23 protein-coding genes and 2 pseudogenes are annotated in these 26724 nt (G+C 66.9%); 9 read left to right on the top strand and 16 right to left on the bottom strand.

Annotation, left to right across the window (positions count from 1 at the left end):
* Positions 1 to 124 precede the first annotated feature (124 nt).
* The 3 genes and pseudogenes from NX02_RS23805 to NX02_RS23800 all read right to left on the bottom strand — a co-directional run bounded on the left by NX02_RS23805 (position 125) and on the right by NX02_RS23800 (position 2301).
* A pseudogene (locus NX02_RS23805) lies at positions 125 to 1378 on the bottom strand (IS256 family transposase).
* 156 nt (positions 1379 to 1534) lie between these two features.
* A pseudogene (locus NX02_RS31785) lies at positions 1535 to 1768 on the bottom strand (transposase); the annotation flags it as partial.
* A 104-nt stretch (positions 1769 to 1872) separates the two neighbouring features.
* Complete coding sequence (locus tag NX02_RS23800; protein WP_025294665.1) at positions 1873 to 2301, bottom strand: OsmC family protein; 429 nt, start codon at positions 2299 to 2301, stop codon at positions 1873 to 1875.
* A 179-nt stretch (positions 2302 to 2480) separates the two neighbouring features.
* Between NX02_RS23800 and NX02_RS23790 the strand changes: the two genes are divergently transcribed.
* Positions 2481 to 4064 (top strand): Na+/H+ antiporter, encoded by a 1584-nt coding sequence (locus NX02_RS23790; RefSeq protein ID WP_025294663.1) that lies wholly within the window; start codon positions 2481 to 2483, stop codon positions 4062 to 4064.
* A 2-nt stretch (positions 4065 to 4066) separates the two neighbouring features.
* Here NX02_RS23790 and NX02_RS23785 read toward each other — a convergent pair whose 3' ends face one another.
* Complete coding sequence (locus NX02_RS23785) at positions 4067 to 5038, bottom strand: NAD(P)H-binding protein (RefSeq protein ID WP_025294662.1); 972 nt, start codon at positions 5036 to 5038, stop codon at positions 4067 to 4069.
* 81 nt (positions 5039 to 5119) lie between these two features.
* Here NX02_RS23785 and NX02_RS23780 point away from each other — a divergent pair, with 81 nt between their 5' ends.
* Positions 5120 to 6025, top strand: coding sequence for a LysR family transcriptional regulator (locus NX02_RS23780; RefSeq protein ID WP_245648684.1), 906 nt, complete (start codon positions 5120 to 5122; stop codon positions 6023 to 6025).
* A gap of 36 nt (positions 6026 to 6061) precedes the next feature.
* Here NX02_RS23780 and NX02_RS23775 read toward each other — a convergent pair whose 3' ends face one another.
* Entirely contained in the window at positions 6062 to 6859 is a 798-nt protein-coding gene (locus NX02_RS23775; RefSeq protein ID WP_025294660.1) for a type 1 glutamine amidotransferase domain-containing protein, read from the bottom strand.
* 139 nt (positions 6860 to 6998) lie between these two features.
* Positions 6999 to 7412 carry a GFA family protein gene (locus NX02_RS23770; protein ID WP_025294659.1) on the bottom strand — a complete coding sequence of 138 codons (414 nt, stop codon included), beginning with the start codon at positions 7410 to 7412 and terminating at the stop codon, positions 6999 to 7001.
* 356 nt (positions 7413 to 7768) lie between these two features.
* On the opposite strand from NX02_RS23770, the gene NX02_RS23765 reads away from it, so the two are divergent.
* Complete coding sequence (locus NX02_RS23765; protein ID WP_053000703.1) at positions 7769 to 8770, top strand: LysR family transcriptional regulator; 1002 nt, start codon at positions 7769 to 7771, stop codon at positions 8768 to 8770.
* Positions 8771 to 8816: 46 nt separating this feature from the next.
* Here the strand turns inward: NX02_RS23765 and NX02_RS23760 are convergent, their stop codons facing one another.
* The 9 genes from NX02_RS23760 to NX02_RS23720 form a co-directional block, all read right to left on the bottom strand.
* Positions 8817 to 9173 carry a HesB/IscA family protein gene (locus tag NX02_RS23760; protein ID WP_025294657.1) on the bottom strand — a complete coding sequence of 119 codons (357 nt, stop codon included), beginning with the start codon at positions 9171 to 9173 and terminating at the stop codon, positions 8817 to 8819.
* Positions 9170 to 9622, bottom strand: a complete 453-nt coding sequence (locus NX02_RS23755) for an SUF system Fe-S cluster assembly protein (protein WP_025294656.1) — start codon at positions 9620 to 9622, stop codon at positions 9170 to 9172. The genes NX02_RS23760 and NX02_RS23755 overlap by 4 nt, the downstream gene beginning before the upstream one ends.
* The gene (locus tag NX02_RS23750; RefSeq protein WP_025294655.1) at positions 9619 to 10854 is read right to left on the bottom strand and encodes a cysteine desulfurase; all 1236 of its coding nucleotides are present in this window, start codon (positions 10852 to 10854) and stop codon (positions 9619 to 9621) included. Before NX02_RS23750 ends, NX02_RS23755 begins: the two co-directional genes overlap by 4 nt.
* Before the next feature lie 47 nt (positions 10855 to 10901).
* The gene (locus NX02_RS23745) at positions 10902 to 11654 is read right to left on the bottom strand and encodes a SufD family Fe-S cluster assembly protein (protein WP_025294654.1); all 753 of its coding nucleotides are present in this window, start codon (positions 11652 to 11654) and stop codon (positions 10902 to 10904) included.
* The gene (sufC, locus tag NX02_RS23740; protein WP_025294653.1) at positions 11651 to 12394 is read right to left on the bottom strand and encodes a Fe-S cluster assembly ATPase SufC; all 744 of its coding nucleotides are present in this window, start codon (positions 12392 to 12394) and stop codon (positions 11651 to 11653) included. Before sufC ends, NX02_RS23745 begins: the two co-directional genes overlap by 4 nt.
* Positions 12395 to 12447: 53 nt before the next feature.
* Positions 12448 to 12837 (bottom strand): endonuclease domain-containing protein, encoded by a 390-nt coding sequence (locus tag NX02_RS23735; protein WP_245648683.1) that lies wholly within the window; start codon positions 12835 to 12837, stop codon positions 12448 to 12450.
* Positions 12838 to 12893: 56 nt separating this feature from the next.
* Positions 12894 to 14363 carry a Fe-S cluster assembly protein SufB gene (gene sufB / locus NX02_RS23730; protein ID WP_025294652.1) on the bottom strand — a complete coding sequence of 490 codons (1470 nt, stop codon included), beginning with the start codon at positions 14361 to 14363 and terminating at the stop codon, positions 12894 to 12896.
* Between the two features lies 1 nt (position 14364).
* Positions 14365 to 14775: an SUF system Fe-S cluster assembly regulator gene (locus tag NX02_RS23725; protein ID WP_025294651.1), complete on the bottom strand. Its 411-nt coding sequence runs from the start codon at positions 14773 to 14775 to the stop codon at positions 14365 to 14367.
* 108 nt (positions 14776 to 14883) lie between these two features.
* On the bottom strand, positions 14884 to 15717 hold the full coding sequence (locus NX02_RS23720) for a helix-turn-helix domain-containing protein (RefSeq protein WP_025294650.1): 834 nt from the start codon (positions 15715 to 15717) through the stop codon (positions 14884 to 14886).
* 304 nt (positions 15718 to 16021) lie between these two features.
* Here NX02_RS23720 and NX02_RS23715 point away from each other — a divergent pair, with 304 nt between their 5' ends.
* The 6 genes from NX02_RS23715 (at position 16022) to NX02_RS23690 (ending at position 25538) form a co-directional block, all read left to right on the top strand.
* Positions 16022 to 17053 (top strand): quinone-dependent dihydroorotate dehydrogenase, encoded by a 1032-nt coding sequence (locus NX02_RS23715; protein ID WP_025294649.1) that lies wholly within the window; start codon positions 16022 to 16024, stop codon positions 17051 to 17053.
* 247 nt (positions 17054 to 17300) lie between these two features.
* A complete protein-coding gene (gene ggt / locus NX02_RS23710; protein WP_025294648.1) occupies positions 17301 to 18971 on the top strand; it encodes a gamma-glutamyltransferase in 1671 nt (556 codons plus the stop codon).
* Between the two features lie 33 nt (positions 18972 to 19004).
* The gene (locus NX02_RS23705; RefSeq protein ID WP_025294647.1) at positions 19005 to 20792 is read left to right on the top strand and encodes an AMP-dependent synthetase/ligase; all 1788 of its coding nucleotides are present in this window, start codon (positions 19005 to 19007) and stop codon (positions 20790 to 20792) included.
* Positions 20793 to 20927: 135 nt separating this feature from the next.
* Positions 20928 to 23993 (top strand): excinuclease ABC subunit UvrA, encoded by a 3066-nt coding sequence (uvrA, locus tag NX02_RS23700; protein WP_025294646.1) that lies wholly within the window; start codon positions 20928 to 20930, stop codon positions 23991 to 23993.
* 161 nt (positions 23994 to 24154) lie between these two features.
* Positions 24155 to 24574 carry a low molecular weight protein tyrosine phosphatase family protein gene (locus tag NX02_RS23695; protein WP_025294645.1) on the top strand — a complete coding sequence of 140 codons (420 nt, stop codon included), beginning with the start codon at positions 24155 to 24157 and terminating at the stop codon, positions 24572 to 24574.
* 472 nt (positions 24575 to 25046) lie between these two features.
* On the top strand, positions 25047 to 25538 hold the full coding sequence (locus NX02_RS23690; RefSeq protein WP_158014167.1) for a hypothetical protein: 492 nt from the start codon (positions 25047 to 25049) through the stop codon (positions 25536 to 25538).
* Positions 25539 to 25577: 39 nt separating this feature from the next.
* Here NX02_RS23690 and NX02_RS23685 read toward each other — a convergent pair whose 3' ends face one another.
* A complete protein-coding gene (locus NX02_RS23685; RefSeq protein ID WP_025294643.1) occupies positions 25578 to 26705 on the bottom strand; it encodes a Na/Pi cotransporter family protein in 1128 nt (375 codons plus the stop codon).
* Between the last annotated feature and the right edge of the window lie 19 nt (positions 26706 to 26724).

Raw genomic sequence — 26724 nt, 5'->3', positions numbered from 1 at the left:
GGGGCGCAAGCAGCCGTCTTCGTTGGGGAAGATGCGCAGGACGATAGTCCGGCGAGATCGTGTCCCACCGGGTGGTGTAGGTTCGCCGGCGTTGTGACGGCGATCTCCGGCGAGGCCGGATTGATCAGGCAGCCACGGCGGGCATGCTGACGAGAGGGTTATCGCTCAACGGAGCGACGCTTTCCAGCGTCATGTACCGGGCGCGCTGTACAGCCCACTCGTCGTTCTGTTCGAGCAGGATGGCGCCGACCAGGCGAGTGATGGCGTCCTCGTTCGGGAAGATGCCGACGACGTTGGTGCGCCGCTTGATCTCGCCGTTGAGCCGCTCGATGGGATTGGTCGAGTGCAGTTTGGCGCGATGCTGCGGCGGGAAAGTCATGTAGGCGAGCACGTCCTGCTCGGTGTCATCCATGAAGGTGGCGAGCTTGGGCACGGTTGGCCGCAGTTGGTCGGCGACCTTGCGCCACTGGACGCTGGCGGTTTCGGCGGTCTCCTGGGCGAAGGCGGTGGCGATGAACGCCGACACCACCCTGCGCCCGCTCTTGCCGGCATGGGCCAGGGCGTTGCGGGCGAAGTGGACGCGGCAGCGTTGCCAGGTCGCGTTGAACAGCTTGGAGACCGACGCCTTGATGCCCTCGTGGGCATCGGAGACGACGAGCTTGACGCCACGCAGGCCGCGTCGCGCAAGGCTGCGCAGGAAGGCCGTCCAGAACACCTCGGCTTCGGACGAGCCGATCGCCATGCCAAGGACTTCGCGCCGGCCGTCGCCGTTGACACCGACCGCGATGATCACCGCGACCGAGACGATCCGCCCGGCCTGACGGACCTTGAGATAGGTGGCGTCGATCCAGAGATAGGGCCAGTCGCCCTCGATCGGCCGGTCGAGGAAGGCCTTCACCCGATCGTCGATCTCTTCGCACAGCCGGCTGACCTGGCTCCTGGAGATGCCGCTCATCCCCATCGCTTTCACCAGATCGTCGACCGAGCGCGTCGAGATCCCTCCGCCTGCTTTCCAACGATGCTACGCATCGCCGGAACCTTGGCAGGCTCCGCCCTGGATATAGGCTTCCTGGATCACCGCGGTCAGCGCCTTCTCGGCCATCCGTCGCGGCTCGAGGAAGCCGGGGAAATAGCTGCCCTTGCGCAGCTTGGGGATGCGCAGCTCGACGGTGCCGGCGCGGGTCTCCCAATCGCGCTCGCGGTAGCCGTTGCGTTGGGCGAGACGTTCCGTGCTCTTCTCGCCATAGCCGGCACCTGTCAGCCCGCTTACCTCCAGATCCATCAGCCGCTGGGCCGCAAAGCCGATCATCTCGCGCAGGAAGTCGGCATCCGCGCTCTTCCCCAGCAGCGCCTGAACGTTCATCTTGTCGTCGGTCATCGGGATCTCCGTCGGTTCGAGTGTCGCAACCCAAACCTATCCGAAGATCACCGATGGCCACCCGCAAAGCTGACCGGCTGCTACAGCGCTGTTCGTAAGCGCGCAGCCGGTCAGCTTTGCTACCGACGAGCTACACCACCAACTGGGACACGATCGGCGCCGCTTGATTTCCTCGTTAAAGCGCTCAAGCATGTTGGTGCTCCTCATATTTTTGTGATGCTGGCGCGGGAGCCGGTAGAAGGTGAACGTCTCCTTGATGGTTGCCTCGGCCCAACCGGTGAGTTTTGGATAGCGGCGCGACCATTTTCTGAGCCACGCTGCGAGATCGCTGCTCGCCTCCGGCAATGCGCGGCGATCATAAATCCAGCGCAGTTCCCGGAGGCAATTGTCGTCTGCCCTGGCCCAGCGGCTTTCGAACACGATAGATGCTGGCTTCTGCGTCGCGGCGCTGGAGGAGGCGCTGGGGGCGACCCAGGTCGCCCCCTTCGCGCCGATCACACCAGCGCGGCGTCGAGGCTGATCTCGGCGTTGATCACCTTCGAAAGCGGGCAGTTCGCCTTCGCCTTCGCGGCCGCCGCCTGGAAGGTCTCGTCATCCGCGCCGGGGATCGAGGCGCGCAAGGTCAGCGCGACCGCCGGGATGTGGAAGCCGCCCTCGATCTGCTCGAGCGTCACCTGCGCGGTGGTGTCGAGCGTGGTCGCGGTCAGGCCGGATTCGCTGAGGACGAGGGTCAGCGCCATCGTGAAGCAGGCGGCGTGCGCGGCGCCCAGCAATTCCTCGGGATTGGAACCGGCGACGCCCTCGAAGCGGCTGGCGAAGCCGTAGGGATAGGCATCGAGCGCCCCGCTGGCGGTCGAGATCGCGCCGCGGCCATCCTTGAGCCCGCCCTCCCAGTGCGCCGAAGCCTTGCGTACGATCTTCATCAGACAGTCTCCTCAGGTGTGATGCCGCTGCGTTGCGGGCAGGCCGGCGAACGCGCTATCTGCGCGCCCTCCGATGTCATGATGATGACATCGTGGTTGGCGCCTCGCCACCCATCCGATCGGATGGTTATACGGCGCGATACGATGCGATAGGGTCGCGTGGCGATGGGGAAATAGGCATGCATCCGCTGGAGATCTTCGAACTGGTCATCGCGATGCTGCTCGCGATCATCGGGTTGCATTATATTGCACATCGGCTCGGGCTGCCGCCCGCGGTCGCGCTTCTGACCGGGGGCAGCGCGCTCGCCTTCCTGCCGGGGCTGCCGGTGATCGCGCTCGATCCCGAGCTGGTGCTGGTGCTGTTCCTGCCGCCGCTGCTGATGGACGGCGCCTGGTTCCTCTCGCTCGCGCATCTCAGGCAGCATATCGCCGGCATCGTCTCGCTCGCGGTCGGCGCGGTGGTGTTCACGACTGCGGTCGTCGCGGTCGTCGCGCACCTGATCCTGCCCGAACTGCCCTGGGCGGCGTGCGCGGTGATCGGGGCGATCGTCTCGCCGCCGGATGCGGTGTCGGCGCGCGCGGTGCTGCAGCGGGTGAAGCTGCCCAGCCGCGTCTCGACCCTGCTCGAAGGCGAGAGCCTGTTCAACGACGCCACCGGCCTCGTGCTGTTCCGCTTCGCGGTCGCCGCCGCGGTCTCGGGCATGTTCAGCATCGGCGAGGCGCTGGGCAGCTTTGCCGTGCTGGCCTTGGGCGGCGCGCTGGTGGGCGTGGCGATCGGTGCGCTTTGGGTGCTCGTCATCCGCCGGCTGGGCGATGATTATCTGATGATCGCGGCGTCGACGCTGACCTGCTGGACGGCCTATATCGCCGCCGAAACGCTCCACGTCTCCGGCATCATCGCCACCGTCGTCACCGGGCTCATCTGCGGCTGGTACCAGCATGTGCTGTTCTCCGCGAACGTCCGGCTGCGCGGCACCGCCTTCTGGCAGGTGATGATCTTCCTGCTCGAAGCCTCGGTGTTCCTGCTGATCGGATCCTCGCTGCGCGGCGTGATCCAACGCGTCGGCGGGTTCGAGGTGGTGATCCAGCAGATGGCGGTGCCGGTGCTGGCGATCGTCGCGGCGATGATGGTGGCGCGCTTCGGCTGGGTGTTCCTTTCGGATGCGGCGCTGGCGCTGCTCGGGCGGCTCGGCCTCACCCGCCGCCGGCCGCTCGGCGCCAGGGCCGGGATGGTGCTCGGCTGGGCGGGGATGCGCGGGGTGATGACGCTCGCTATCGCGCTGACCTTGCCGCAGAACGTGCCGGGGCGCGATTTCATGCTGGTCGCGGCCTTCGCGGTCATCCTCGTGACGGTGCTGGTGCAGGGCACGACATTGGGCATGCTGATCCGCTGGTTGGGTCTCGGCGCGTCCGACGAGGAGGCGCCGCGCAAGACGGTGGCCGAGGCGGAGGCGGCGATGGCGGCGGCGCAGCTGCGCGCGGTCGAGCGGAACGCCTATGACGCTGACGGCACTCTGATCCACCCGCAATTGCTCGATCGCTATCAGGCGCGCGCGCGCATCTCGGCCAACTATGTCGGCCGCGAGGACCATTATCACGAGGGTCTGCACGCGCATTTCGATCTGGTGCTGGTGGCGATCGCGGCGGGGCGTGCCGAACTGATCCGGCTTCACCGCGCGCGCGAAATCGACGACGACGTGCTGCACGATCTGGAGCGGGACCTCGATCTGGAGGAACTGAGCGCGCTTTCCGCCAAGGCCTGAGGTCAGCGCACGTCGAGCGCGTCGAGCGTGGTCTTCACCGCCTCGGCCAGCGGCGTGTGCGGCTCGCTGCCGAGGACGGAAACCAGCCGCCGGTTGTCGAGCCGGATCGGCGTGCGCCACAGATAGCGCATGCGGTAGAGTTCGCGCGGCATCTGCCGGACGACCCCGGCGAGGCCGAGCAGCGGCCAGGGCAGCCGCTTCACCGGCACGTCCGGCCGGCCGAGCGCGGTCGCGATCGCGCGGATCATCGCGCCGCCATCGGCATCCCAGTGGCCGGCGAAGTGGAAGTGGGCGAAGCGATCGAGCGTATCGGCGCGGTCCAGCAACTGCGCGATCGTCTCGGCCGCGTCGGGCAGATAGGCCCAGGCATGGCCAACCCCCTTGCGGCCCGGATCGGTGATCGCGGCCAGGCGCTTGCCCGGCGTCACCAGCCCCTGCCGGAACCAGTTGTTGCCCGATCCGCCGCCGAAGAAGTCGCCGAACCGCACGATCAGCACCGGCACGCCCCCCATGCTCGCCGCCTCCAGCCGGCGTTCGAGCGCGACGCGGATCCGGCCCTTTTCGGTCAACGGGTTCTGCGGCGAATCCTCGATCAGATCGGGAAAGGCGTCGGGCCCGTAATTGTAGATCGTGCCGGGCAGCACGATGCGGGCACCGGTGGCACGGGCTGCGGCGATGCTGCTGTCGATCATGGGCAGGACCAGCCGGCCCCAGTCCCGATAGCCCGGCGGATTGACCGCGTGGACGATTGCCTGCGCACCCGCCGCCGCGCGGCGCACCGCGTCCGGATCGGCGGCGTCGCCCTTCACCCAGGCAATGCCCGCAAGGGGGTCGGTGGACGGCAGCAGCGCCCTTTTGCCCGGATCGCGCACCAGCGCCACCACATTCCAGCCATGGCGCAGCAGCGCGGTCGCGGTCGCGCCGCCGATGCCGCCGGTCACGCCCAACACCAATGCCGTCGGTTTCGTATCCATTCTTCGTCTCCTTCACGCGAAGGATGGCGGTCGGCGCGTTCGAAGAATATTGTCGAAATAGCTCCAGCGGCTGGCATGAAAATGATGAATCAACGGATCGACTGGGAAGACCAGCGCGCCTTTCTGGCGGTGCTCGACGGTGGCAGCCTGTCGGCGGCGGCGCGGGCGCTCGGCGTCGCGCAGCCCACCGTCCGCGCGCGTGTCGCGGCGCTGGAACAGGCGCTCGGCACCACCTTGTTCACACGATCGGTGCGCGGGCTGACGCCGACCGCGCAGGCGCGCGCACTGGGAGCGGCGGCACGGGCGATGGCGCACGCGTCGGATGCGTTCGCGCGCCTCGCATCGGCGGCGGTGGATGTGCCGGCGGGGGTCGTCCGCCTCGGCGTTTCGGACTTCGTCGGCGTCGCGGTGCTGCCGGCGATGCTGGCACCGTTGCGGCGCAGCCATCCCGATCTGCGCATCGAACTGGTGCTCAGCAACAGCGCGGCCGACCTGCTCGAACAGGAGGTCGACATCGCGGTGCGCATGCATCCGCCACGGCAGGAAGCGCTGGTCGCGGCGAAAGTGCCGTCGATCCCGCTGGGGCTGTTCGCGCATCGCGACTATCTCGCGCGCCGCGGCACCCCCGTGACCCTGGCCGATCTCGCCACGCACGACATGATCGGGCCCGATCGCGCGCTATCCGATCTCGCGGTCGTCGCGCAGGTCTTTCCCGATCTCGATCGCAGCCGCTTCATGATCCGGACGGACAGCCACCCCGCGCAGCTCGCGGCGATCCGCGCGGGGCTCGGCATCGGCGTGGTGCAGCGCCCGGTGGCGCTGGCCGATCCGGCGCTCTGCGCGGTGCTGCCCGATCTGGTGGCGGCAACGCTCGACACCTGGATCGTCACGCACGAGAATCTGCGCGCCCTGCCGCGTATCGCCGCGCTGTTCGACCATCTGGTTGCCGCGTTCCGCCGCTTCGGCGGCGCGGCGCCCGATGGATGAGGGCCCGACGGATGAGGGTGCGCGCCGCCTTGGACGTCAGGCCGGCACGGTCGCGCGATCGAGCGCGGCGATCAGCGTGGCGGCCAGCGGATGGTCCGATCGCGGGTTCTGGCCGGTGATCAGTTCGCGATCCTCGACCACATAGGGCTCGAAATCCACATCGCCGCGGCTGACGATGCCGCCGGCACCACCCAGCGCGTCGGGCATGGTGAAATAGAGCGTGCCGTGCAGGATCTGTTCCTCGATCGGCTTCTCCTCGCTCGCCGAGAACACCGTCATCCGATAGCCTTCATAAGGCCAGTCCTTCGCGGCCTCGGCCGCCCTGGCGCTATCGCCGGCGATCAGCGCGGCGCGATAGTCCCTGGTTCTCGGCAGCGCCGCCAGCGTCGCGATGGGTCCGTGGCACAGCAGCGCGGTCGGCTTCGCGGCGGCATGGAAATGGCGCAGGATCTCGCCCAGCGCCTCGCTCTGCATCAGGTCCACGACCGGCGCCTGGCCGCCCGGCACGAACATGCCGGCATAGCGGTCCAGCCCGCCGTCGATCACCGCGCGGAGCGTCTTCACATCGTTCATCGCGGGGTCGTCGTCATAGAAGGCGCGGGCGCGCCGGTAGGCCGCCTCGTCGTCGAAATGCGCGGCCTTGTCGGATGCCGGATCGATGAACGGCCTGCTGCCGTCCGGCGTGGCGAGCACGATGTCGTAGCCGGCATCGATCAGCGCCATCGCGGGCACCACCGTCTCGTTCAGATATTGGCCGGTGGGCCCGGTGCCGCCGCCCTGGATCTCGATCCGGGTCGCGTTTGAGCCGACGATGAGCACGATTCGCTTGGACATATGACCTCCTGGCAGAGCGGTTCGATCGGTGAACGGGCGGACGTGCGCGCCATGCGGCCGCGGCCTGCTTCCCCGGCGGGATGATAAGCCAACGGCGCGGTGCCCGCGGGTAAATGGCGGTGAATAGATGTGACCGCAGTCAATCCGGCATCGCCTCGAACTGCGGCATGTCGAGCGGCGTCACCCATGGCAGGCGGCGCTTCACATACATTTCCAGCTTGGGGGTGATGAACGAGGGGTCGTCGAGGCTGCCGAGCTGGACGAATACCAGCCCGGGAAAGCTCTGGAGGTTGCTGGTGTAGAGTCGTGCGCCGCATTGCGGGCAGAAATTCCGGTCGAGCGTCTGGCCCGAGTCCGCGACGTAGGAAAAGGCGCTGGTTCTGCCGCCGGTCAGCGTGAAATCATCCTCGGGGATGCCGAACCAGGTCGCGGCCTCTCCGCCCGACGCCTTCTTGCAGTCGAGGCAGTGGCAGACCGCGATGAAATCGGGATCGGTGTCGAACGCGAACGTAACCGTTCCGCAGGCGCATCGCGCCGTGTGCTTCTTCGCCATGAAATACCGTCCTCCTTGTCGGAGGGCCAGTGTCGCCCGATCGGGCCCGGCGACAATCGAAGATAAGGAACGGGGCTTGTGCAGAATCGCCCCGCGCCGCCCGACGCTGGCCGGCATCATGCTTTGCGGGGCGAAACCACCGGCGGATCGCGGGACAACCGGCCTTAACCTCAATTTACGGGCCAGGATGGACCGCCTTCGATAAGCCTCTCTTACCGATGCGGCCGATCGGAACCGCCGCTTTTGGCGGCCGCTCGGCGCGCGGCACCGGCCCGGGCGCGGCTCCCATCGTTGCGTCCGGGTCGCGCCCATCGCCGGCACCGATGTCGTCGACCAGGCCAGAACCGGAGCGATCGATGGAATGGAGCGACATCCGCATTTTCCTTCATGTGGCGCGTGAGGGCACGATGATCGGGGCGACCAACATGCTTTGCCTCGATCATTCGACGATCAGCCGACGCATCGCGCGGCTGGAGCGCGAGGCGGGCGTCCAGTTGTTCGAGCGCGCCGGCCGCCGGCTCTCGCTGACCGCCGAAGGCGCGAAGCTCAAGGCATCCGCCGAGAAGCTCGAATCGATCATATTGCGCGAGATCCTCAGCCTGTCGGGTGAGCGCGACCGCATCGAGGGGCCGGTCCGGATCGGCACCACCGAGGAATTCGGCGCGCATTATCTCGCGCCCAGGCTGTGCGCACTGACCAGCGCGCATCCGGGGCTGGAGATCGAGCTGGTCGCGCTGCCGCGATCCTTCTCGCTGGCCGCGCGCGAGGTCGACCTCGTGATCTGCCTCGATCGGCCGGTCACCGGCGACGTCCGCTACAAGAAGCTCACCGACCTCGAATTCGGCGTCTACGCATCGCCCGCCTATTTCGCGCTGCGGGACCGCCCGGCGAGCCGCGACGATCTGTCGGGCGAAACCTGGTGCGGCTATATCCGGGAATTGCTGTTCACCCCCGAACTGGACATGCTGTCCGGCGTTGCCGAAGAGAGCGTGCGCTACCGCACGACGAGCATGACCGCGCAATTGGGCGCGGCGCTGGGCGGCTATGCGCTGGCTGCCTTGCCCTGCTTCGTCGCGGACGCCACCCCGCCGCTTGAACGCGTGCTGGCGGCGGAGGCGATGTTCGAGCGCACCTATTGGCTGGCGGTGCACAAGGATCTGGCGGGCTATCCGCGCGTGCGCGTGCTGATGAGCGCGATCGAGGCGCTGGTCGCGCGCGATCGGGCGTTGTTCCGGCCGACCGCCGCGGCACAGGCGCGTGCGATCACCGCGCGCCCGGTCCGTTCGCTACCGATGGATCCGGGCGTGGCGCTGGTGCCGCCGGCCTGGCATGCGCCGGTGGCGGAGGTGCGCGCTTGAGGCACTACACGGAGAGGGATGATCTTCGAACCCAGCGCCGCAGCAATCAGACCGTAAAGCTCTCGCCGCAGCCGCAGCTGCCCTTGGCGTTGGGATTGTTGAACACGAAGCCGGCGGTGAAATCATCCTCCACCCAGTCCATCGTGCTGCCGATCAGGTAGAGGATCGATGCGCCGTCGACGAAGAAGGTGCCGCCGGGCGTCTCGATGCGCTCGTCGAAGCCATTGGCCTCGCTCACATAATCGACCGAATAGGCAAGGCCCGAACAGCCGCGGCGGGGCGTCGAAAGCTTGACGCCGATCGCGTCTTCGGGGGCCTGCGCCATCAGATGCGTGATGCGCGCCTCGGCGGAGGGGGTCAGCAGGATCGCGGCGGGACGGGTGCGGGTCTTGACGTCGCTCATAGCATTCCGAGCTCCAGCTTGGCTTCGTCGGACATCTTCTGCGGATCCCAGGGCGGATCCCAGACGAGGTTGACCTCGGCGCTGCCGACACCCGGAACCGCGCCGACGCGCAGTTCGACTTCACCGGGCATCGATTCGGCGACCGGGCAATGCGGCGTGGTCAGCGTCATCGTCACCACGGCATGGCCACCGCTGATGTCGACGCCGTAGATCAGGCCGAGATCGTAGATGTTGACCGGAATCTCGGGGTCGAAAATCTCCTTCAGCGCCTCGATCACGCCGTCATAGACGTCGCCGCCGGGCTCCCCCGCGCCGAGCTCCTCGGGCGTGGTGGTGAGGAAGCCGTCGAGATAGTCGCGCTTGCGCGCGCCCTCCTCGTCCACCCGCGCCTTGGGCGGGGGCGCCACATGCTCGACCTCGTCGATCCTGATGCCGTTGCCTTCGCTCATCCGAATATTCTCGCCACCCGCTCGATGCCAGCGGCGAGCCGCTCGACATCCTTGAGATTGTTGTACACGCCGAAGCTCGCTCGCGCAGTCGCCGGCACGCCCAGATGCTCCATCAGCGGCTGGGCGCAGTGATGCCCGGCGCGGATCGCCACCTGGTTCTCGTCCAATATGGTGCCGATGTCGTGCGGATGCACCCCTTCGATCGCGAAGCTGACGATCCCCGCCGAATCATCGGGTCCGAACAGCCGCACGCTGTTCTGCGCGCCCAGCATCTCGCGCGCCGCCGTCACCAGCGCGGTCTCATGCGCATGGATCGCCGGCAGGCCGATCGCCTCGACATAGTCGATCGCGGCGTGGAGGCCGAGCGTGCCGACGATGTGCGGCGTCCCCGCCTCGAACCGTGCCGGCGGCGGGGCATAGGTCGTGCCGCTGAAGCTCACCCGGTCGATCATCGCGCCGCCGCCCTGCCAGGGCGGCATCGCATCTAGGAATTCGGCGCGCGCCCACAGCACGCCGATGCCGGTCGGGCCGTAAAGCTTGTGGCCGGAGAAAACGTAGAAGTCGCAGCCGATCTCGCCGACATTCACCGGCAGCCGCGGTACCGCCTGGCAGCCGTCGAGCAGCAGCTTCGCGCCCACGGCATGCGCCAGCTTCGCGGCGCGCTTCACGTCGAGGATCGAGCCGAGCACGTTGGAGACATGTGCGAGCGCGACCAGCTTGTGCGCCGGCGTCAGCATCGCTTCCGCCGCGTCGAGATCGATGCGGCCATCCTCGGTCAGCGGGCAGGCGTCGATGACGATGCCGGTGCGCTCCTGGATGAGCTGCCACGGCACGATGTTGCTGTGATGCTCGAGCATCGACAGCAGTACGCGGTCGCCGGGCTTGAGGTGCGAAAGCCCCCAGCTCTGCGCGACGAGGTTGATCCCCTCGGTCGCGCCGCGGACGAAGACGATCTCGTTCTCGGACGCCGCACCGATGAAGCCGGCAACGCGACGACGCGCGGCCTCATACGCCAGCGTCATGTCCGCCGAGCGCGCATAGACGCCGCGATGGACCGTCGCATAGGTCTGCGCATAGGCGGCATCGATCGCGGCGATCACCGGGCGCGGCTTCTGCGCGGTGGCGGCGGTGTCGAGATAGGCCCAGCCGGCGGGGATGGCGGGGAAGTCGGACAGGTGATCCAGTGCAGCACCGTTCGTCCCGAGCGAAGTCGAGGGACTTTGGGCGCGCATACCATGAGCCTCGACTTCGCTCGGCACGAACGGCTTGGTTGCCCTCGTCACAGCAAAGACTCCAGCGCCTTGGCCAATGCCGCATCGACCTTCGCCTTGTCCGCCTCGTCCGGGATATCCGCGAACACCGCGGCGACGAACGCCTCCAGCAGCAGCCGCTTCGCCTCGGCCGGAGGCAGGCCGCGGCTGGCGAGGTAGAACAAAGCCTGTGCGTCCAGTTCGCCGACGGTGGCGCCATGCGCGCACTTCACATCGTCCGCGAAGATCTCCAGTTCGGGCTTGGCGTTGGCGGTCGCGGTGCGATCGAGCAGCATCGCCTTCACCGACTGGCTGGCATCGGTCTTCTGCGCATCGCGCGCGACCGCGACCTTGCCGAGATAATTGCCCGTCGCCCGCCCGCCGAGGATCGAGCGGACCACCTGGTTGCTGGTCGCATTGGGCTCGGCATGGGTGACGGTGGTGACGATCTCCACCGTCTGCTGCCCACTGCCCAGCATCGCCGCGCCCAGCTCGAAATGCGCGCCTTCGTGCAACGTCACGTCGATCGCGATCCGGCCCAGCCGCCCGCCGGCGTTGAGGATGTGGAAGGTCGCCGTGGCGCCGGCGGCGAGGACGACTTCATAATCCTGCACGATCGGCGCGTCGGTGGGCGCGTCCTGGATGATCAGGCGCGACACCGATTCGCCGGCGGGCACCGAGATGATCTCGGCGCCGGGGGTCGGCCAGATGCCGGCGAGCGCATCGACGTCGCTGTAGCGCCACGCCTCGGCCTTGCGGGTGGGAAGGGCGGTGTCGATCACGCCGCGATGTCCCGATAGCCCTCGCGCTCCAGCTCCAGCGCCAGTTCGGGGCCGCCCGAGCGGACGATGCGGCCGGCGCTCAGCACATGGACGAAGTCCGGCTTCACATAGTCGAGCAGGCGCTGATAATGGGTGATCAGCAGCACCGCCTTGTCGGGCTTGCGCATGATCCGGTTGATGCCGTCGCCCACCACGCGCAGCGCGTCGATGTCGAGGCCGCTGTCGGTTTCGTCGAGGATCGCCAGCCTGGGATCGATGATCCCCATCTGCACCATCTCGGCGCGCTTCTTCTCGCCGCCCGAGAAACCGACATTCACCGCCCGCTTGAGCATGTCCTGCGCCAGCCCCAGCGCATCGGCCTGGGTGCGCGCGACGCGGAGGAACTCGGCGCCCGACAGCGCCGGCTCACCGCGGCCCCTGCGCTGCGCATTGAGCGCCTCGCGCAGGAACTGGACGTTGGAGACGCCGGGGATCTCGACCGGATATTGGAAGCCGAGGAACAGGCCGGCGGCGGCGCGCTCGTGCGGCGCCATGTCGAGCAGGTCGGCACCGTTGAAGTCCACCGTACCGCCGGTCACTTCGTAACCGGGGCGGCCGCCGAGCGTGTAGGCCAGCGTCGACTTGCCCGCGCCGTTGGGGCCCATGATCGCGTGGATCTCGCCCGCGTTGAGGCTGAGCGTCAGCCCCTTGAGGATCGGCTTGCCGTCGATTTCGGCGTGGAGGTTTTCGATCTTCAGCATTCTTCTCGAACTTTCGACTTGTCCGGAGCGGGAGCAGATAAAGCCCCTCCCCTTCAGGGGAGGGGTTGGGGTGGGGCAGAGGGCCAACGGTCTGCAAGACCATCGAGCACGTTGACCAAATTGCTCAGGACACCATCCATATTGGTCATGACGTCGTGATTGGCGACGTGGACGACCGTGTACCCAAGTGTCGTGAGTGTACGATCCCGGCGCTGGTCAGCAGCCGGATCGCTGTGTGTGTCACCATCGACCTCGACGACAAGTGCCTTTTGGGGGCACAGGAAGTCAGCGATATGGGGCCCGATGACCGATTGCCGCCGGAATTTGTAACCGTTGAGTTGCGAACGCGAGAGATGGCGCCAGAGGCGCTTCTCCGGTTCGGTCGGCGCCTTGCGCATCTGCCGGGCATGCTCGCCCAACCGGTCGAGCGTGGCTTCGGCCATGCCCCACCCCTTGCCCCTCCCCTGAAGGGGAGGGGTTGAGTCTGAGGAGCCCGGCATCACCCCACCGATCCTTCCAGCGAGATCCCCAGCAGCTTCTGCGCCTCGACCGCGAACTCCATCGGCAGCTGCTGCAGCACCTCGCGCGCGAAGCCGTTGACGATCAGCGCGACCGCGGCTTCCTGGTCCAGCCCGCGGCTCATCGCGTAGAACAGCTGGTCGTCGCTGATCTTGCTGGTCGTCGCCTCATGCTCGATCTGCGCGGAAGGATTGCGCACCTCGATATAGGGCACGGTGTGCGCGCCGCATTCGCTCCCCAGCAGCAGCGAGTCGCACTGGGTGAAGTTGCGCACGCCCTCTGCGGTCGGGCCGACGCGGACGAGGCCGCGATAGGTGTTGTTGCTCTTCCCCGCCGAGATGCCCTTCGACACGATCGTCGAGCGCGATCCCTTGCCGAGGTGGATCATCTTGGTGCCGGTATCGGCCTGCTGGTAATTGTTGGTCACCGCGACCGAATAGAATTCGCCGACGCTGTTCTCGCCCGCGAGCACGCAGCTCGGATATTTCCAGGTGATCGCGGAGCCGGTTTCCACCTGCGTCCAGCTCACCTTGCTGTTCCGGCCCTGGCACAGCGCGCGCTTGGTGACGAAGTTGTAGATGCCGCCCTTGCCCTGGGCATCGCCCGGGTACCAGTTCTGCACCGTCGAATATTTGATCTCGGCATCGTCGAGCGCAACCAGCTCCACCACCGCGGCGTGGAGCTGGTTCTCGTCGCGCATCGGCGCGGTGCAGCCTTCGAGGTAGGAGACGTAGCTGCCCTCGTCCGCGACGATCAACGTCCGCTCGAACTGGCCGGTATTCTCCGCATTGATGCGGAAATAGGTGCTCAGCTCCATGGGGCAGCGCACGCCCTTGGGCACGTAGACGAAGGTGCCGTCCGAAAAGACCGCGCAGTTCAAGGTGGCGAAATAATTGTCGTGCATCGGCACGACCTTGCCGAGCCACTTCCTCACCAGATCCGGATATTCGCGGATCGCCTCGCTGATCGAGCGGAAGATGACGCCGGCGGCCTCCAGTTCCTTGCGGAAGGTGGTGGCGACCGAGACGCTGTCGAACACCGCGTCGACGGCGACCCGGCGCGCGCCCTCGACGCCCGCGAGCACCTTCTGCTCCTCGATTGGAATGCCCAGCTTCTCGTAGACGCGCAGGATCTCGGGATCGACCTCGTCGAGGCTGCCGAGCTTTTCCTTCGCCTTGGGGGCGGCGTAATAATAGGCGTCCTGATAGTCGATCGCCGGCACGTTGAGCTTCGCCCAGTCGGGCGGCGTCATCGTCAGCCAGTGGCGATAGGCCTTCAGGCGCCATTCGAGCATCCATTCGGGCTCGTTCTTCTTCGCCGAAATGAAGCGAACCGTGTCCTCGCTCAGCCCCTTGGGCGCGAAATCCTGTTCGATGTCGCTGGTGAAGCCCCACTCATAGGTGGCGAGCTTTTCGGCGGCGGCATGCGCCTCGGCGTTCCTGGTGGCCATATCAGTTCGTCTCCGCCGCGAGCGCGGCCAGGCTCACGCCCGACAGCGAGGCGCGGATCGCGCCGTTCACGGCATTCCAATGGGGCCGCACCTTGCAGGCCGTTTCCAATCCGCAATCGTGGCGAGCTTCGTCCACACAGCTGGTCAATGCGATCGGCCCTTCCACGGCTTCGATGATGTCGGCGAGCGTGATTTCGTTCGGGTTGCGCGCCAGCGAGAATCCGCCGCCGGTGCCGCGCGCCGAGCGCAACAGGCCGGAAACGGCAAGCCGCCCCATCAGCTTCTGCGCGGTGGGCAGCGGCACGCCGGTTTCGTCGGCGAGCAGCGTCGCGCTCAACCGCGCCTCGCCGGGGTGGCGGGCCGCGGCGGAGAGCATGACGACCGCATAGTCGGCGAGGCTCGAAAGGCGCATCGCAATCCCAAATCGGAGTGAATCGTTCCGATTGGCCATGTGGGCGCGAAGCCCCTTGGGGTCAAGGCTTGATTGCAGCCTTGTGATGGCGGGGGAGGGGCCTGTGGTTCAGGTCTCGTAGATGATCGGCGCCACTTCGCCGGCCAGTTCGCCCCGCTTCAACGTCAGTTTCGCAAGGGTCGGCAGATCGTCCCGGATGCGCTTGGGCGTCACCCCGGTGAAATGCTTGATCTCGCGGATGAAGTGCGACTGGTCGTAGAAGCCCTCGACGACGAGGTCGTGCAGGTCCGCCTCACCCTTGGCGAGGTGGATCGCGGCCCTGAGCGCGCGATATTTGCGCGCGAGCACCTTGGGCGGCGCGCCGTAAAGGCGTTTGCAGTTGCGCTCGACCTGCCGGCGCGACAGGCCGCTTGCGATCACCAGATCCTCGACATCGGGCGAAAAGTCGCTCGCCAGCCAATTGTCGACGATGCGGGTGAACTGGAACGGCTTGTCTTTCGCGTGGCGCGCGAGTTCGCGGATCAGACCGTTGCCGATCTCGACCAGCGAATCGAGCGAGTTGGCGCCGCGCATCCGCTCGGCGACGTCGAGCAGCCCCTTGCCGAAGATTTCGGTGCCGTCGACCAGCCGGTTGACCATCGAGGATGCCTCGATCCCCATCAGCGCCCCCCATCCCGCCGGCAGCAGACCGACGCCGAAGATGCGCAACGGCCCCCGCGCGGTGACCTTGGTCATGCCGGTAGTGGGGCCGACGATGGTCACGGGGAAGGGCTGCTGCACATTGCCATCGGCAAAGGTCATCTCGCCGTCGCCGGAAAGCATGAAACGAATCTGGGCCAGGTCCGCGCGTTCGAGATCCTCGAACCCGGGCACATCTGCGCGAAATTCGTAGAAGACGGACAGATAGTCCCGCAGCTCCTCGGCGGGAGCCGCATAGTCCAACGAAATGTTTCCCACCGTTGCGCCCGTATATGGTTCTGTGGCGCGTTTTACTCCGCGGGCCGACAAAAGAAAAGCGGCCCAGCCGGCTAAGCCGGCTGGGCCGAGTAAAAGAACCCCTTGAAACCAAGGAGCCCTTCGGGTCGCAAGGCGGCTGTAGGCGAAGTCGGTGACTGCGTATTGGATAAATTCGACATCGGCCGTGCCCAAAAGGATAAAAATGTGGGCGGTCAGAAGGTTGCAAGTACAGACTGATTCTCGCGCGACCCGGCCTCGACGCGGCGTTTCCGGCGGCATAGGAGGGCGCATGCCCGCCTATTCGCTGCTCCGTCCACTGGTCTTCCGTCTCGATGCCGAGCGCGCGCATCGCCTGACCGTGCGTGCGCTCGCGCTGCAGAACGGCAAGGCGGCGCCGAAGCAGGATCCGATCCTCACGAGCCGCGTCGCCGGGCTCGATTTCCCCAATCCGGTCGGCCTCGCCGCCGGGTTCGACAAGGATGCGGCCTGCCCGGGCGGGATTCTCGGGCTCGGATTCGGGTTCGCCGAGGTCGGCACGCTGACGCCGCGGCCGCAGGCGGGCAATCCGCGGCCGCGGCTCTTCCGGCTGGTCGAGGACCGCGCGGTGATCAACCGCATGGGCTTCAACAATGGCGGCCAGGCGGCGGCGCGGGCACGGCTTTCGGCACGGCGCGGGCGCGGCGGCATCGTCGGCGTCAATATCGGCGCCAACAAGGACAGCGAGGATCGCATCGCCGACTATGTCGCGGGCGTCCGCACGATGGAACCGGTGGCGGATTATCTCACCGTCAACATCTCCTCACCCAACACGCCGGGGCTGCGCGCGCTGCAATCGCGCGCGTCGCTGGACGACTTGCTGGCGCGGGTGGTCGAGGCGCGGACGGGTACCACGCCGATCTTCCTCAAGGTCGCGCCCGACCTGGAGCCGGCCGACATCGAGGATATCGCCGCGGTCGTCGTCGCGCGCGGCATCGATGCGCTGATCGTCGCGAACACCACGATCGGCCGCCCGGCGCTCACGTCGCGCCATGCCGGCGAGACCGGCGGGCTCTCGGGCGCGCCGCTGCGCGAACTGGCGCTCCAGCGCCTGCGCGACTTCCGCGCGGCGACGAACGGCGCTGTCCCGCTGATCGCGGCCGGCGGGATCGATTCGGCGGACGCGGCCTGGGCGCGGATCGGGGCGGGGGCGAGCCTCGTGCAGTTGTATAGCGCGCTGGTCTATGAAGGGCCGGGGCTGGCGCAGCGGATCGCGACGGGATTGGCGGAGCGGCTGCGCGCGGCGGGCTATGCGACGTTGCGCGAGGCGGTTGGGACGGAGTGATGTCATCGGCCCCTCCTCTTCAGAGGAGGGGTTGGGGTGGAGGCGAGCGCAGCGAGCTTCCGGCGAAGCCGGAAAATAGCGTCGGCGGGGGGATCGAGCCCCCGGCGACGCTCCCCACGCCAACCCGGTCCGGGGGACCGGGCGACCCGGCACTCCTGAAGGGGAGGGGCCAAGAGGCGTGCTCCCTCCCTCCACCGAGACAAAATCCCGGTTTCGGTTTCACACCATGCCGCCTAGTGTCGCCCGCATGATCCGCCGTGCCTTGATCCTCCTCGCCCTCCTCCTCCTCCCGCAATCCGCCTTCGCCGAGGGTGGGGTGGCATCCGCCGCCGATCCGCGGGCCGCCGCCGCGGGGCAGGAGATATTGCGCAAGGGCGGCAGCGCCGCCGATGCGGCGATGGCGATGATGCTCGCGCTGACCGTGGTCGAGCCGCAATCCTCGGGCATCGGCGGCGGCGGCTTCCTCGTCCATCATGACGGCACGTCGGGGATGATCGAAACGATCGACGGGCGGGAAGCCGCGCCCGCCTCCGCCTCGCCGGCGCTGTTCCTTGGGCCGGAGGGCAGGCCCTTGCCCTTCGGCCAGGCCTTTCCCGGCGGCAAGTCGGTCGGCGTGCCCGGCAATATCCGGCTGATGGCGCTGACCCACCAGAAATGGGGCAAGCTGCCCTGGGCGGACCTGTTCCAGCCGGCGATCCGGCTGGCGGAGGAGGGCGCGCCGGTCAGCCGCACGCTCGCCGCCACGCTCGTCCGCCTCGCGCCGCTGTGGAACGATTTTCCCGAGGCGCGCGCGATCTATCACGCAGATGGCAAGCCGCTGCCGCAGGGCGCGCTGCTCCGCAACCCGGCGCTCGCCGCGCTGCTCAGGCGCATCGCCGCCGAGGGCCCCGACGCTTTCTATACGGGGCAGGCGGCGCAGGCGATCGTCGATGCCGTCGCCGGCGCGTCGCGCAACCCGACGCAGCTCACCGCCGCCGATCTCGCCGCCTATCGCGCCAAGGAACGCCCGCCGGTGTGCGGACGTTATCGCCGCTACAAGATTTGCGGCATGGGGCCGCCTTCGTCGGGGGCGACGACCGTGATCCAGATTCTGGGGCAGCTCGAACGGTTCGACATGGGGAAGCTCGGCAAGGATTCGCCCGTCGCCTGGCACCTGATCGCCGAATCGATGCAGCTGGCTTATGCCGATCGCGACACCTATCTCGGCGATACCGACTTCGTGGCGGTGCCGATCGCCGGGCTGATCGACCCCGCCTATATCGCGCGCCGGTCGAAGCTGATCTCCGCCACGCGCGCGCTCGCCGCCTATGAGCCGGGCACGCCGCCGGGTTCGGCGCCGCGCACCGCCGCGGCTTCCGGGGAGGTGCCGTCGACCACCAATTTCGTCGCGGTCGACGGCGACGGCGATGTCGTCACCATGACCTCGACGGTGGAGGGGCCGTTCGGCAGCCAGCTCATCGCCAACGGCATGGTGCTCAACAACGAGCTGACCGATTTCACCTTCGCGCCGGAAAAGGATGGCGCCCCCGTCGCGAACCGGGTGGAGGCGGGCAAGCGGCCGCTCTCCTCGATGTCGCCGACGATCGTCTATGACGAGAAGGATCGGCCGATCCTCGCGCTGGGGTCGGCGGGCGGGCGGCGGATCATCATGCATGTCGCCAAGACGCTGGTCGGCGTGCTCGATTTCGGGTTGAGCGCCCAGGACGCGATCGCGCTGCCCAACATCTATTTCAGCCGCGATGCGGTACTGGTGGAAGAGGGGACGCCGCTCGCTGCGATGGCGCCGGCGATGGCGAAGCTCGGCGAGCGGGTGGAACCGGTCGGTCTCGGCTCCAAGGTCAATGCGGTGCAGTGGACGGGCAGCGGCTGGACCGGCGCGGCGGATCCGCGCAGCGAGGGCGTCGCCCTCAAAGAATAGAAAAGGCGGTCAGGCCCGCCGGCAGGAGAGACGATGCGCACGCTGGAGCATTTCCCGAACCTGGTGACGATGTTCTTCACCCGCGCGCGGGAAAAGGGGGATGCGCCCTTCCTGTGGGCGAAGCGCGAGGGCGCCTGGACGGCGATCGGCTGGGCCGAGGCGGCCCGGCAGGTCGCGTCGCTCGCCACCGCGCTCAAGGCGCTGGGGCTCGCCGCGGGGGACCGGGTGGTGCTGGTGTCGGAGAACCGCCCCGAATGGTGCATCGCCGATCTCGCCATCATGGCCGCGGGGTGCGTCACGGTGCCCACCTACACCACCAACACGGTGCGTGATCACCAGCACATCCTCGACAACAGCGAGGCGCGCGCGGTGATCGTCTCCAGCGACAAGCTGGCGCGCACGTTGATGCCCGCTGTGCTGCGCTCGCAGGCGTCGATCGTGATCGGCTTCGAGGATCTGCGCGTCGGCCAGTCGAGCTCGGTTGCCTTCCACCGCTTCGACCGGCTGGTGTCCGGCGAGGCGGATGTCGCGGCAGTCGCCGCGGCGGCGACCTTCCAGCGCGATGATCTCGCCTGCATCATCTACACCAGCGGCACCGGCGGCGCGCCGCGCGGGGTGTGCCAGCATCATGGCGCGATCCTCCACAACGTCGCGGGCTGCGCGCTGATCATCGAGGAGGATTTCGGCTGGGGCGACGAGGTGTTCCTGTCGTTCCTGCCGCTCAGCCACGCCTATGAACATAGCGGCGGGCAGCATCTGCCGATCGGCCTGGGCGCGCAGATCTATTACTCCGAAGGGCTGGAGAAGCTCGCCGCGAATATCGAGGAGGTCGGCCCGACGATCATGGTGGTGGTGCCGCGGCTGTTCGAGGTGCTGCGCCAGCGCGTGGTGAAGGCGATCGAAAAGCAGGGCGGGCTTGCGCCGCGGCTTCTCAAACGCGCGCTCAGCCTCGGCGCCAAGGACCTGGCCACAGGCAAGATTCCCTTTTGGGACAAGCCGATGGACCTGCTGATCGAGCGCACCTTGCGCCCGAAGATCCGTCAGCGCTTCGGCGGGCGGATGAAGGCGCTGGTCGCCGGCGGCGCGCCGCTCAACCCCGATATCGGCACCTTCTTCCACAGCCTGGGGCTCACTTTGCTGCAGGGCTATGGCCAGACCGAGGCGGCGCCGGTGATCTCGTGCAACCGGCCCAAGGCGGGCATCAAGATGGATACGGTCGGCCCGCCGCTCGACAAGGTCGAGGTCAGGATCGCCGACGATGGCGAGATCATGGTGCGCGGCGAACTGGTGATGCACGGCTATTGGCGCAACGAGGCGGAAACGCGCCGCGTGCTGCAGGATGGCTGGCTGCTGACCGGCGACATCGGCCATCTCGACGCGAACGGCCGCATCGTCATCACCGATCGCAAGAAGGATCTGATCGTCAACGACAAGGGCGACAATGTCGCGCCGCAGAAGGTGGAGGGGATGCTGACCCTCCAGCCCGAGATCTTCCAGGCGATGATCTATGGCGATCGCAAGCCCTATGTCGTGGCGCTGCTGGTGCCCGATCCCGAATGGTCGAAGGACTTCGCGCAGGCCAACGGCCTGCCCGCGGATCCGGCGCTGCTGCGCGAACATCCCCCGTTCCGCGCCGCGCTGATGGCGGCGGTGGACAGGGTGAACCAGGATCTGTCGGTGATCGAGAAGGTCCGCCGCATCGCCATCGCCGACGCGGCGTTCGCGATCGAGAACGAGCAGCTCACCCCGTCGCTGAAGATCCGGCGGCATATCGTGAAGCAGGTCTATGGGGCGCGGCTGGACGCGCTGTATCGGGCGTAAGGCCGCTCCGGCGCGCAGCACCGCCCAGGGAATATGCGGCCAGCGCTTGCCCCGCGGCGCGCCGCACCCCAATTGGGTCAGGATGCAAGCCCGGCACTTGCCCATGGCGAACAAATCTGGAACAAACTGGCCCCCATGCTGACCCACATTTCGGTGCGCGGTGCGCGCGAGCACAATCTCAAGGGCGTCGACGTGGAGATTCCGCGCGATACGCTGACCGTGATCACCGGGCTTTCGGGCAGCGGCAAGTCCAGCCTCGCGTTCGACACCATCTATGCCGAGGGGCAGCGCCGCTACGTCGAGTCGCTCTCCGCCTATGCGCGCCAGTTCCTCGAACTGATGCAGAAGCCGGATGTCGAGCATATCGATGGCCTCAGCCCCGCCATCTCGATCGAGCAGAAGACGACGAGCCGCAACCCGCGCTCGACCGTCGCCACCGTCACCGAGATCTACGATTATATGCGCCTGCTGTGGGCGCGCGTCGGCATCCCCTATTCGCCCGCCACGGGTCTGCCGATCGCCGCGCAGACCGTCAGCCAGATGGTCGACCGGGTGATGACCCTGCCGGAAGGCACGCGCTTCTACCTGCTCGCCCCCGTCGTGCGCGGCCGCAAGGGCGAGTATCGCAAGGAACTGGGCGAATGGCAGAAGGCGGGCTTCACCCGCGTCCGCATCGACGGCGAGTTCCACGACATCGAATCCGCCCCCGCGCTCGACAAGAAATACAAGCATGACATCGAGGTCGTCGTCGACCGCATCGTCGTGCGCGAAGGCATCGAGACGCGGCTCGCCGACAGCTTCGAAACCGCGCTGAAGCTGGCCGAAGGGCTGGCCTATGCGGATATGGCGGATGGGCCGGTGCCCACTCTCCCCTCCCCTTCAGGGGAGGGGCCGGGGGTGGGGGACTCTCGGAAAAAACGGAAGTCGAACAGCCCGCCCCCCAACCCCGCCCCTGAAGGGGAGGGGCTCAAGGGAGGAAAGATGAAGGGCGCCGGCGTTCCCGACAACCGCATCGTCTTCTCCGAGAAATTCGCCTGCCCGGTCTCCGGCTTCACCATTCCGGACATCGAGCCGCGGCTGTTCAGCTTCAACGCGCCGCAGGGCGCCTGCCCGGCGTGCGACGGCCTCGGCGAGAAATTGCTGTTCGACGAGGATCTCGTCGTCCCCAACCACGCGCTCAGCCTCAAGAAGGGCGCGATCGTGCCCTGGGCGAAGTCCAACCCGCCCAGCCCCTATTATATGCAGGTGCTCGCCAGCCTCGCGCGGGAGTTCGGCTTCAGCCTCGACACGCCATGGGGAGACCTGCCCGGCGAGGTCCAGCTCGTCATCCTGCACGGCACCGGCGGCAAGCCGGTGACGCTGACCTTCCAGGACGGCCGGAAGAGCTACGACGTCCGCAAGCCGTTCGAAGGCGTGATCGGCAACCTCAACCGCCGCATGATCCAGACCGAATCGGCGTGGATGCGCGAGGAACTGGGCAAGTACCAGGCCTCGCACCCCTGCGAGACCTGCCACGGCGCCCGCCTCAAGCCCGAGGCGCTGGCGGTGAAGGTGGCGATGTCGACCATCGCCGACGTCGTCCGCCTCTCGGTGGTCGACGCACTCGATTTCTTCTCCACCCTGCTGCCCAAGCTGGGCGATCAGGCGCAGCAGATCGCCGAGCGCATCCTCAAGGAAATCGTCGAGCGGCTCGGCTTCCTCAACAATGTCGGCCTCGACTATCTCAACCTCGATCGCACCTCCGGCACGCTCTCGGGCGGCGAGAGCCAGCGCATCCGCCTCGCCTCGCAGATCGGTTCGGGGCTGTCGGGCGTGCTCTACGTGCTCGACGAGCCGTCGATCGGCCTCCACCAGCGCGACAACGACATGCTGCTGGCGACGCTGCGCCGCCTGCGCGACCTCGGCAACACCGTGCTCGTCGTCGAGCATGACGAGGATGCGATCCGCACTGCCGATCATGTCATCGACATGGGGCCGGGCGCCGGCGTGCATGGCGGCGAGATCGTCGCCCAGGGCAAGCTCGCGGATATCCTCGCCGCCGAAGGCAGCCTGACCGGCGATTATCTCTCCGGCCGCCGCGCGATCCCGCTGCCGGAGAAGCGCCGCAAGGGCACCGGCAAGAAGCTGACGGTGCACAACGCCACCGCCAACAACCTGACCGGCGTCACCGCATCGCTGCCGCTCGGCACCTTCACCTGCATCACCGGCGTGTCGGGATCGGGCAAGTCGAGCTTCACGATCGACACGCTCTATGCCGCCTCGGCGCGCGCGCTGAACGGCGCGCGCATCCTCGCCGGCAAGCATGACAAGATCACCGGGCTCGAACATCTCGACAAGGTGATCGACATCGATCAGTCGCCGATCGGCCGCACCCCGCGCTCCAACCCCGCGACCTATACCGGCGCCTTCACCAACATCCGCGACTGGTTCGCCGGGCTGCCGGAGGCGCTGGCGCGCGGCTACAAGCCCGGCCGCTTCAGCTTCAACGTCAAGGGCGGCCGCTGCGAGGCCTGCCAGGGCGATGGCGTGCTCAAGATCGAGATGCACTTCCTGCCCGACGTCTATGTGACGTGCGACGTCTGCCACGGCGCGCGCTACAACCGCGAGACCCTGGAGGTGAAGTTCAAGGGCAAGAGCATCGCCGACGTGCTCGACATGACCGTCGAGGATGCGGTGGAGTTCTTCAAGGCGGTGCCGCCGATCCGCGACAAGATGGCGATGCTCGCCGAAGTCGGCCTCGGCTACGTCAAGGTCGGCCAGCAGGCGACGACGCTGTCGGGCGGCGAGGCGCAGCGCGTGAAGCTCGCCAAGGAACTCAGCCGCCGCGCGACCGGCAACACCCTCTACATCCTCGACGAACCGACCACCGGCCTCCACTTCGAGGACGTCCGCAAGCTGCTCGAAGTGCTCCACGCGCTGGTCGACCAGGGCAACACCGTCGTCGTGATCGAACACAACCTAGACGTCATCAAGACCGCCGACTGGATCCTCGACCTGGGGCCGGAAGGCGGCGTGAAGGGCGGCCGCATCGTCGGCGAAGGCACGCCCGAGCAGGTGGTGAAGGTGCCGGAGAGCTTCACCGGCAAATATCTCGCCCCGCTGCTGGAAAAGCGCGCGGTGACGCCGGCCGCAGCCGCCCCGAAGAAGGGGCGGAAGAAGAAGGCGGTGCAGATGACGCTCGAAGACGAAGCCGCGGAATGACCAACAATCCCTCTCCCCTCCGGGGAGAGGGATAGCCGCCAAAGGCGGCGAGGGAGAGGGGCATGCACCGGTGCCGGCACCGCCAAACCTTGCATCCAGCCTGAGTCCGGGGAAAACAAACCGCGCTGCGATCAGGCGACGCAAGCACGGGGATTCGGACCATGACCAGCTTCGGCGAGGATTTGATCGCGGCGATGAAGGAAGCCCTCGCCGACGCCGAAGGCCGCAGCGTCATGAACGATGCCAGTACCCCACCGCCAAAGCGCCTGCTCTTCGTCTGCTCGCAGAACCGCCTGCGCAGCCCGACCGCGGAGGCGCTCTGTCAGGGCATAGCCGGGATCGAAGCGACCTCCGCCGGCACCAACAACGATGCCGAACAACCACTGACCGGTGATCTCATCGAGTGGGCGGATATCGTCATCGCGATGGAGCGCGCGCATCGCAACCGGATCAATGCGAAGTTCCGATCGCAGATGAAGGGCAAGCCGCTGTTCGTCCTCGGGATTCCCGATGACTATGACTATATGCAACCGGAATTGGTCGAACTTCTCAAAGTGCGGTTAAAGCGCTGGATCGGATGACGGGCATTTGATGAGCGCCTGTTTCATTGCGTACCCGCGAGATTCAGGCGACGCCCCGCGGTGGCAACGGCGGCTTTTATCGCATGCCAACTCCGAAGCGGACCGTCGGGAAAGTCTTCTTGCTGATCATTCGCTTTCGATGCGTCTAACGTCACATCGTGGGAGCTTTCTGCCATTCCCCGGTGACCCTTGGAATGACAGGTTTTGTCAAATGCCGACGTTTAGGGTTCGCTCCTCTGGTCTCATGCGCCGACTGAGATTGGGCCGCTAGGCACCTGTCCGCTTTGAGAAAGGTGACCCGCGAAAATCGCCGTTCGACGCCTAGCGGCAGGAACGTCAGCTCGCGACCCAATTGCAGTCGTTTTGCATCGGCTGCATTTTCTTGACAGGGCGATCGCCCTAGCTCCTTTTATATCAGGATGAGACTCCGCCCCTGTTCACCCTTGGCATCCCTGCCATCTAGGAAAACACCGTGATTACTGCTTTCAATCTGGCCGGATTTCTCTCGGCTCACGCGATGTGGTGTGTCTCGGACGGGGAGATTTTTACTCCGATCTTCGGCTATACGACCGAGGCGGGGGAGCGGCGAATGGAACGGCTCGTGACGGAGAGCCTCGAAACCGCCGTCGCAATGGGAAAGGACAAGCTCACATTGAATGAGCACGACGCGAATGATGCCGTGTTGTTGTACGACGCCAGGATTCCGCTCAACGATGAAAGGTTCGATGCCATCATTGTCGAGATCAGGTCGTATTTCTCGCCGGGATCGGAAGCCGTGATGGCTATTCCCTATCGGCCCAAGGGTTCATCCGACCCATTTCGTGTTTACAAGCCCAAGCTGGTTCAGTGGGCGAACTGCGAAGATTTCGACGTCAACGCAGCAGTGCAATCCTTCTTCGAAGGCGTCGATGGGCATGAGAAAGGTGCCGCTGTCTGGAACGAGGCGCTTGATCAGTCCATCTAGGGCTGGTGGCACCTAAGTTTCGGGGACGCAATACTAAACTTAGATTCGCTCTTGGAACGGATAAGCCGAGGACCAAGCGTTCAACAAGCCCCATCTAACTAAAACGAGCCACCTCACCCCCTTCACTCTCCGCATTCCCGCCCCGCCCCGCTCCGGCACCATCCGCTCCAGCACCCACGCCGCACTGCGCACGAACGGCAGCGCCAGCAGCGCCCCCGCCACGTTGAACAGCACATGCGCGTTGGCGATCTGCTGCCCCACATCCCCCGCGGTCGCCGTCGCGAAGCGGGCGAGCAGGCCGATCAGCGCGACGCCGATTGCCACCGTCACGATGTTGCACAGCAGGTGGAAGATCCCGGCCTTCACCGCCGCGCGCGAGCGGCCGATGGTGGCGACGAGCGTGTCGGCGCAGGTGCCGATCTCGGCGCCCAGCATGATCGCCAGCCCTGCGGGCAGGCTGATGATGCCGCCGCCCGCCAAGGTAATGACGATTCCCATCATCGCCGAGGAGGACTGGATCGCCACCGTGACCAGCGCGCCCGCGAGCACGCCGAGCAGCGGGTTCTCCAGTTCGCGCAAGAGGGCGAGCACCTCCTCATGCTTCTCCAGCGGTTCGGCGGCGTTGCCGATCACGTGCAGGCCGAACAGCACGAGGCCCAGCCCCATCAGGATCGATGCGCGCTGCCGCGCCTTGTCCGATCGGGCGAAGGCGCGCCACAGCAGCGCCGCAAGCAGCAGCAGCGGCGAGAATTGATCGACGTTCCACGCGAAGATCTGGCTGGAAACGGTCGTGCCGATATTGGCGCCGAGGATCGCGGGTAGCGCGTTGGTGAAGGAGATCAATCCCGCATCGACGATCGCGATCATCATGATGATCACCACCGAGGAGGAATCGAGCGCCACGGTCGCCGCGGTGCCGCCGGCAAGCGCGCCGAAGCGGTTCGACGACACCCGTTCGAGCAGCGTCTGGAACCGGCCGCCCTGCGTCGTCTTCAGCCCGCGCGCGAGCAGGTCGACGCCGTAGAGAAACAGCGCGAGGCCGCCGAGCATCCCCAGCGCCAGTTCGAGCCAGTCGACCTCGGCCGGCGTGCCGGGCGCCTGCGCGAATGCGGGGTCGGCACTCAAGGCGAGCAGGGCGCAACAGGCGAATCGCAGGGCAAGCGGCATGAGTGCGTTCCTCAACTGC

This window comes from Sphingomonas sanxanigenens DSM 19645 = NX02, from assembly GCF_000512205.2.
Lineage (GTDB): Bacteria > Pseudomonadota > Alphaproteobacteria > Sphingomonadales > Sphingomonadaceae > Sphingomonas_D > Sphingomonas_D sanxanigenens.
Note: the sequence above shows the minus strand (reverse complement) of the source record. Positions and strands in the feature narration are given on the sequence as shown.

Bases quoted from the DNA above. Each gene is read 5' to 3' on its own strand.
- NX02_RS23800 (WP_025294665.1), bottom strand. From the start codon at position 2,301: ATGAAGATCGTACGCAAGGCTTCGGCGCACTGGGAGGGCGGGCTCAAG.
- NX02_RS23790 (WP_025294663.1), top strand. From the start codon at position 2,481: ATGCATCCGCTGGAGATCTTCGAACTGGTCATCGCGATGCTGCTCGCG.
- NX02_RS23785 (WP_025294662.1), bottom strand. From the start codon at position 5,038: ATGGATACGAAACCGACGGCATTGGTGTTGGGCGTGACCGGCGGCATC.
- NX02_RS23780 (WP_245648684.1), top strand. From the start codon at position 5,120: ATGATGAATCAACGGATCGACTGGGAAGACCAGCGCGCCTTTCTGGCG.
- NX02_RS23775 (WP_025294660.1), bottom strand. From the start codon at position 6,859: ATGTCCAAGCGAATCGTGCTCATCGTCGGCTCAAACGCGACCCGGATC.
- NX02_RS23770 (WP_025294659.1), bottom strand. From the start codon at position 7,412: ATGGCGAAGAAGCACACGGCGCGATGCGCCTGCGGAACGGTTACGTTC.
- NX02_RS23765 (WP_053000703.1), top strand. From the start codon at position 7,769: ATGGAATGGAGCGACATCCGCATTTTCCTTCATGTGGCGCGTGAGGGC.
- NX02_RS23760 (WP_025294657.1), bottom strand. From the start codon at position 9,173: ATGAGCGACGTCAAGACCCGCACCCGTCCCGCCGCGATCCTGCTGACC.
- NX02_RS23755 (WP_025294656.1), bottom strand. From the start codon at position 9,622: ATGAGCGAAGGCAACGGCATCAGGATCGACGAGGTCGAGCATGTGGCG.
- NX02_RS23750 (WP_025294655.1), bottom strand. From the start codon at position 10,854: ATGCGCGCCCAAAGTCCCTCGACTTCGCTCGGGACGAACGGTGCTGCA.
- sufC (WP_025294653.1), bottom strand. From the start codon at position 12,394: ATGCTGAAGATCGAAAACCTCCACGCCGAAATCGACGGCAAGCCGATC.
- NX02_RS23735 (WP_245648683.1), bottom strand. From the start codon at position 12,837: ATGGCCGAAGCCACGCTCGACCGGTTGGGCGAGCATGCCCGGCAGATG.
- sufB (WP_025294652.1), bottom strand. From the start codon at position 14,363: ATGGCCACCAGGAACGCCGAGGCGCATGCCGCCGCCGAAAAGCTCGCC.
- NX02_RS23725 (WP_025294651.1), bottom strand. From the start codon at position 14,775: ATGCGCCTTTCGAGCCTCGCCGACTATGCGGTCGTCATGCTCTCCGCC.
- NX02_RS23715 (WP_025294649.1), top strand. From the start codon at position 16,022: ATGCCCGCCTATTCGCTGCTCCGTCCACTGGTCTTCCGTCTCGATGCC.
- ggt (WP_025294648.1), top strand. From the start codon at position 17,301: ATGATCCGCCGTGCCTTGATCCTCCTCGCCCTCCTCCTCCTCCCGCAA.
- NX02_RS23705 (WP_025294647.1), top strand. From the start codon at position 19,005: ATGCGCACGCTGGAGCATTTCCCGAACCTGGTGACGATGTTCTTCACC.
- uvrA (WP_025294646.1), top strand. From the start codon at position 20,928: ATGCTGACCCACATTTCGGTGCGCGGTGCGCGCGAGCACAATCTCAAG.
- NX02_RS23695 (WP_025294645.1), top strand. From the start codon at position 24,155: ATGACCAGCTTCGGCGAGGATTTGATCGCGGCGATGAAGGAAGCCCTC.
- NX02_RS23685 (WP_025294643.1), bottom strand. From the start codon at position 26,705: ATGCCGCTTGCCCTGCGATTCGCCTGTTGCGCCCTGCTCGCCTTGAGT.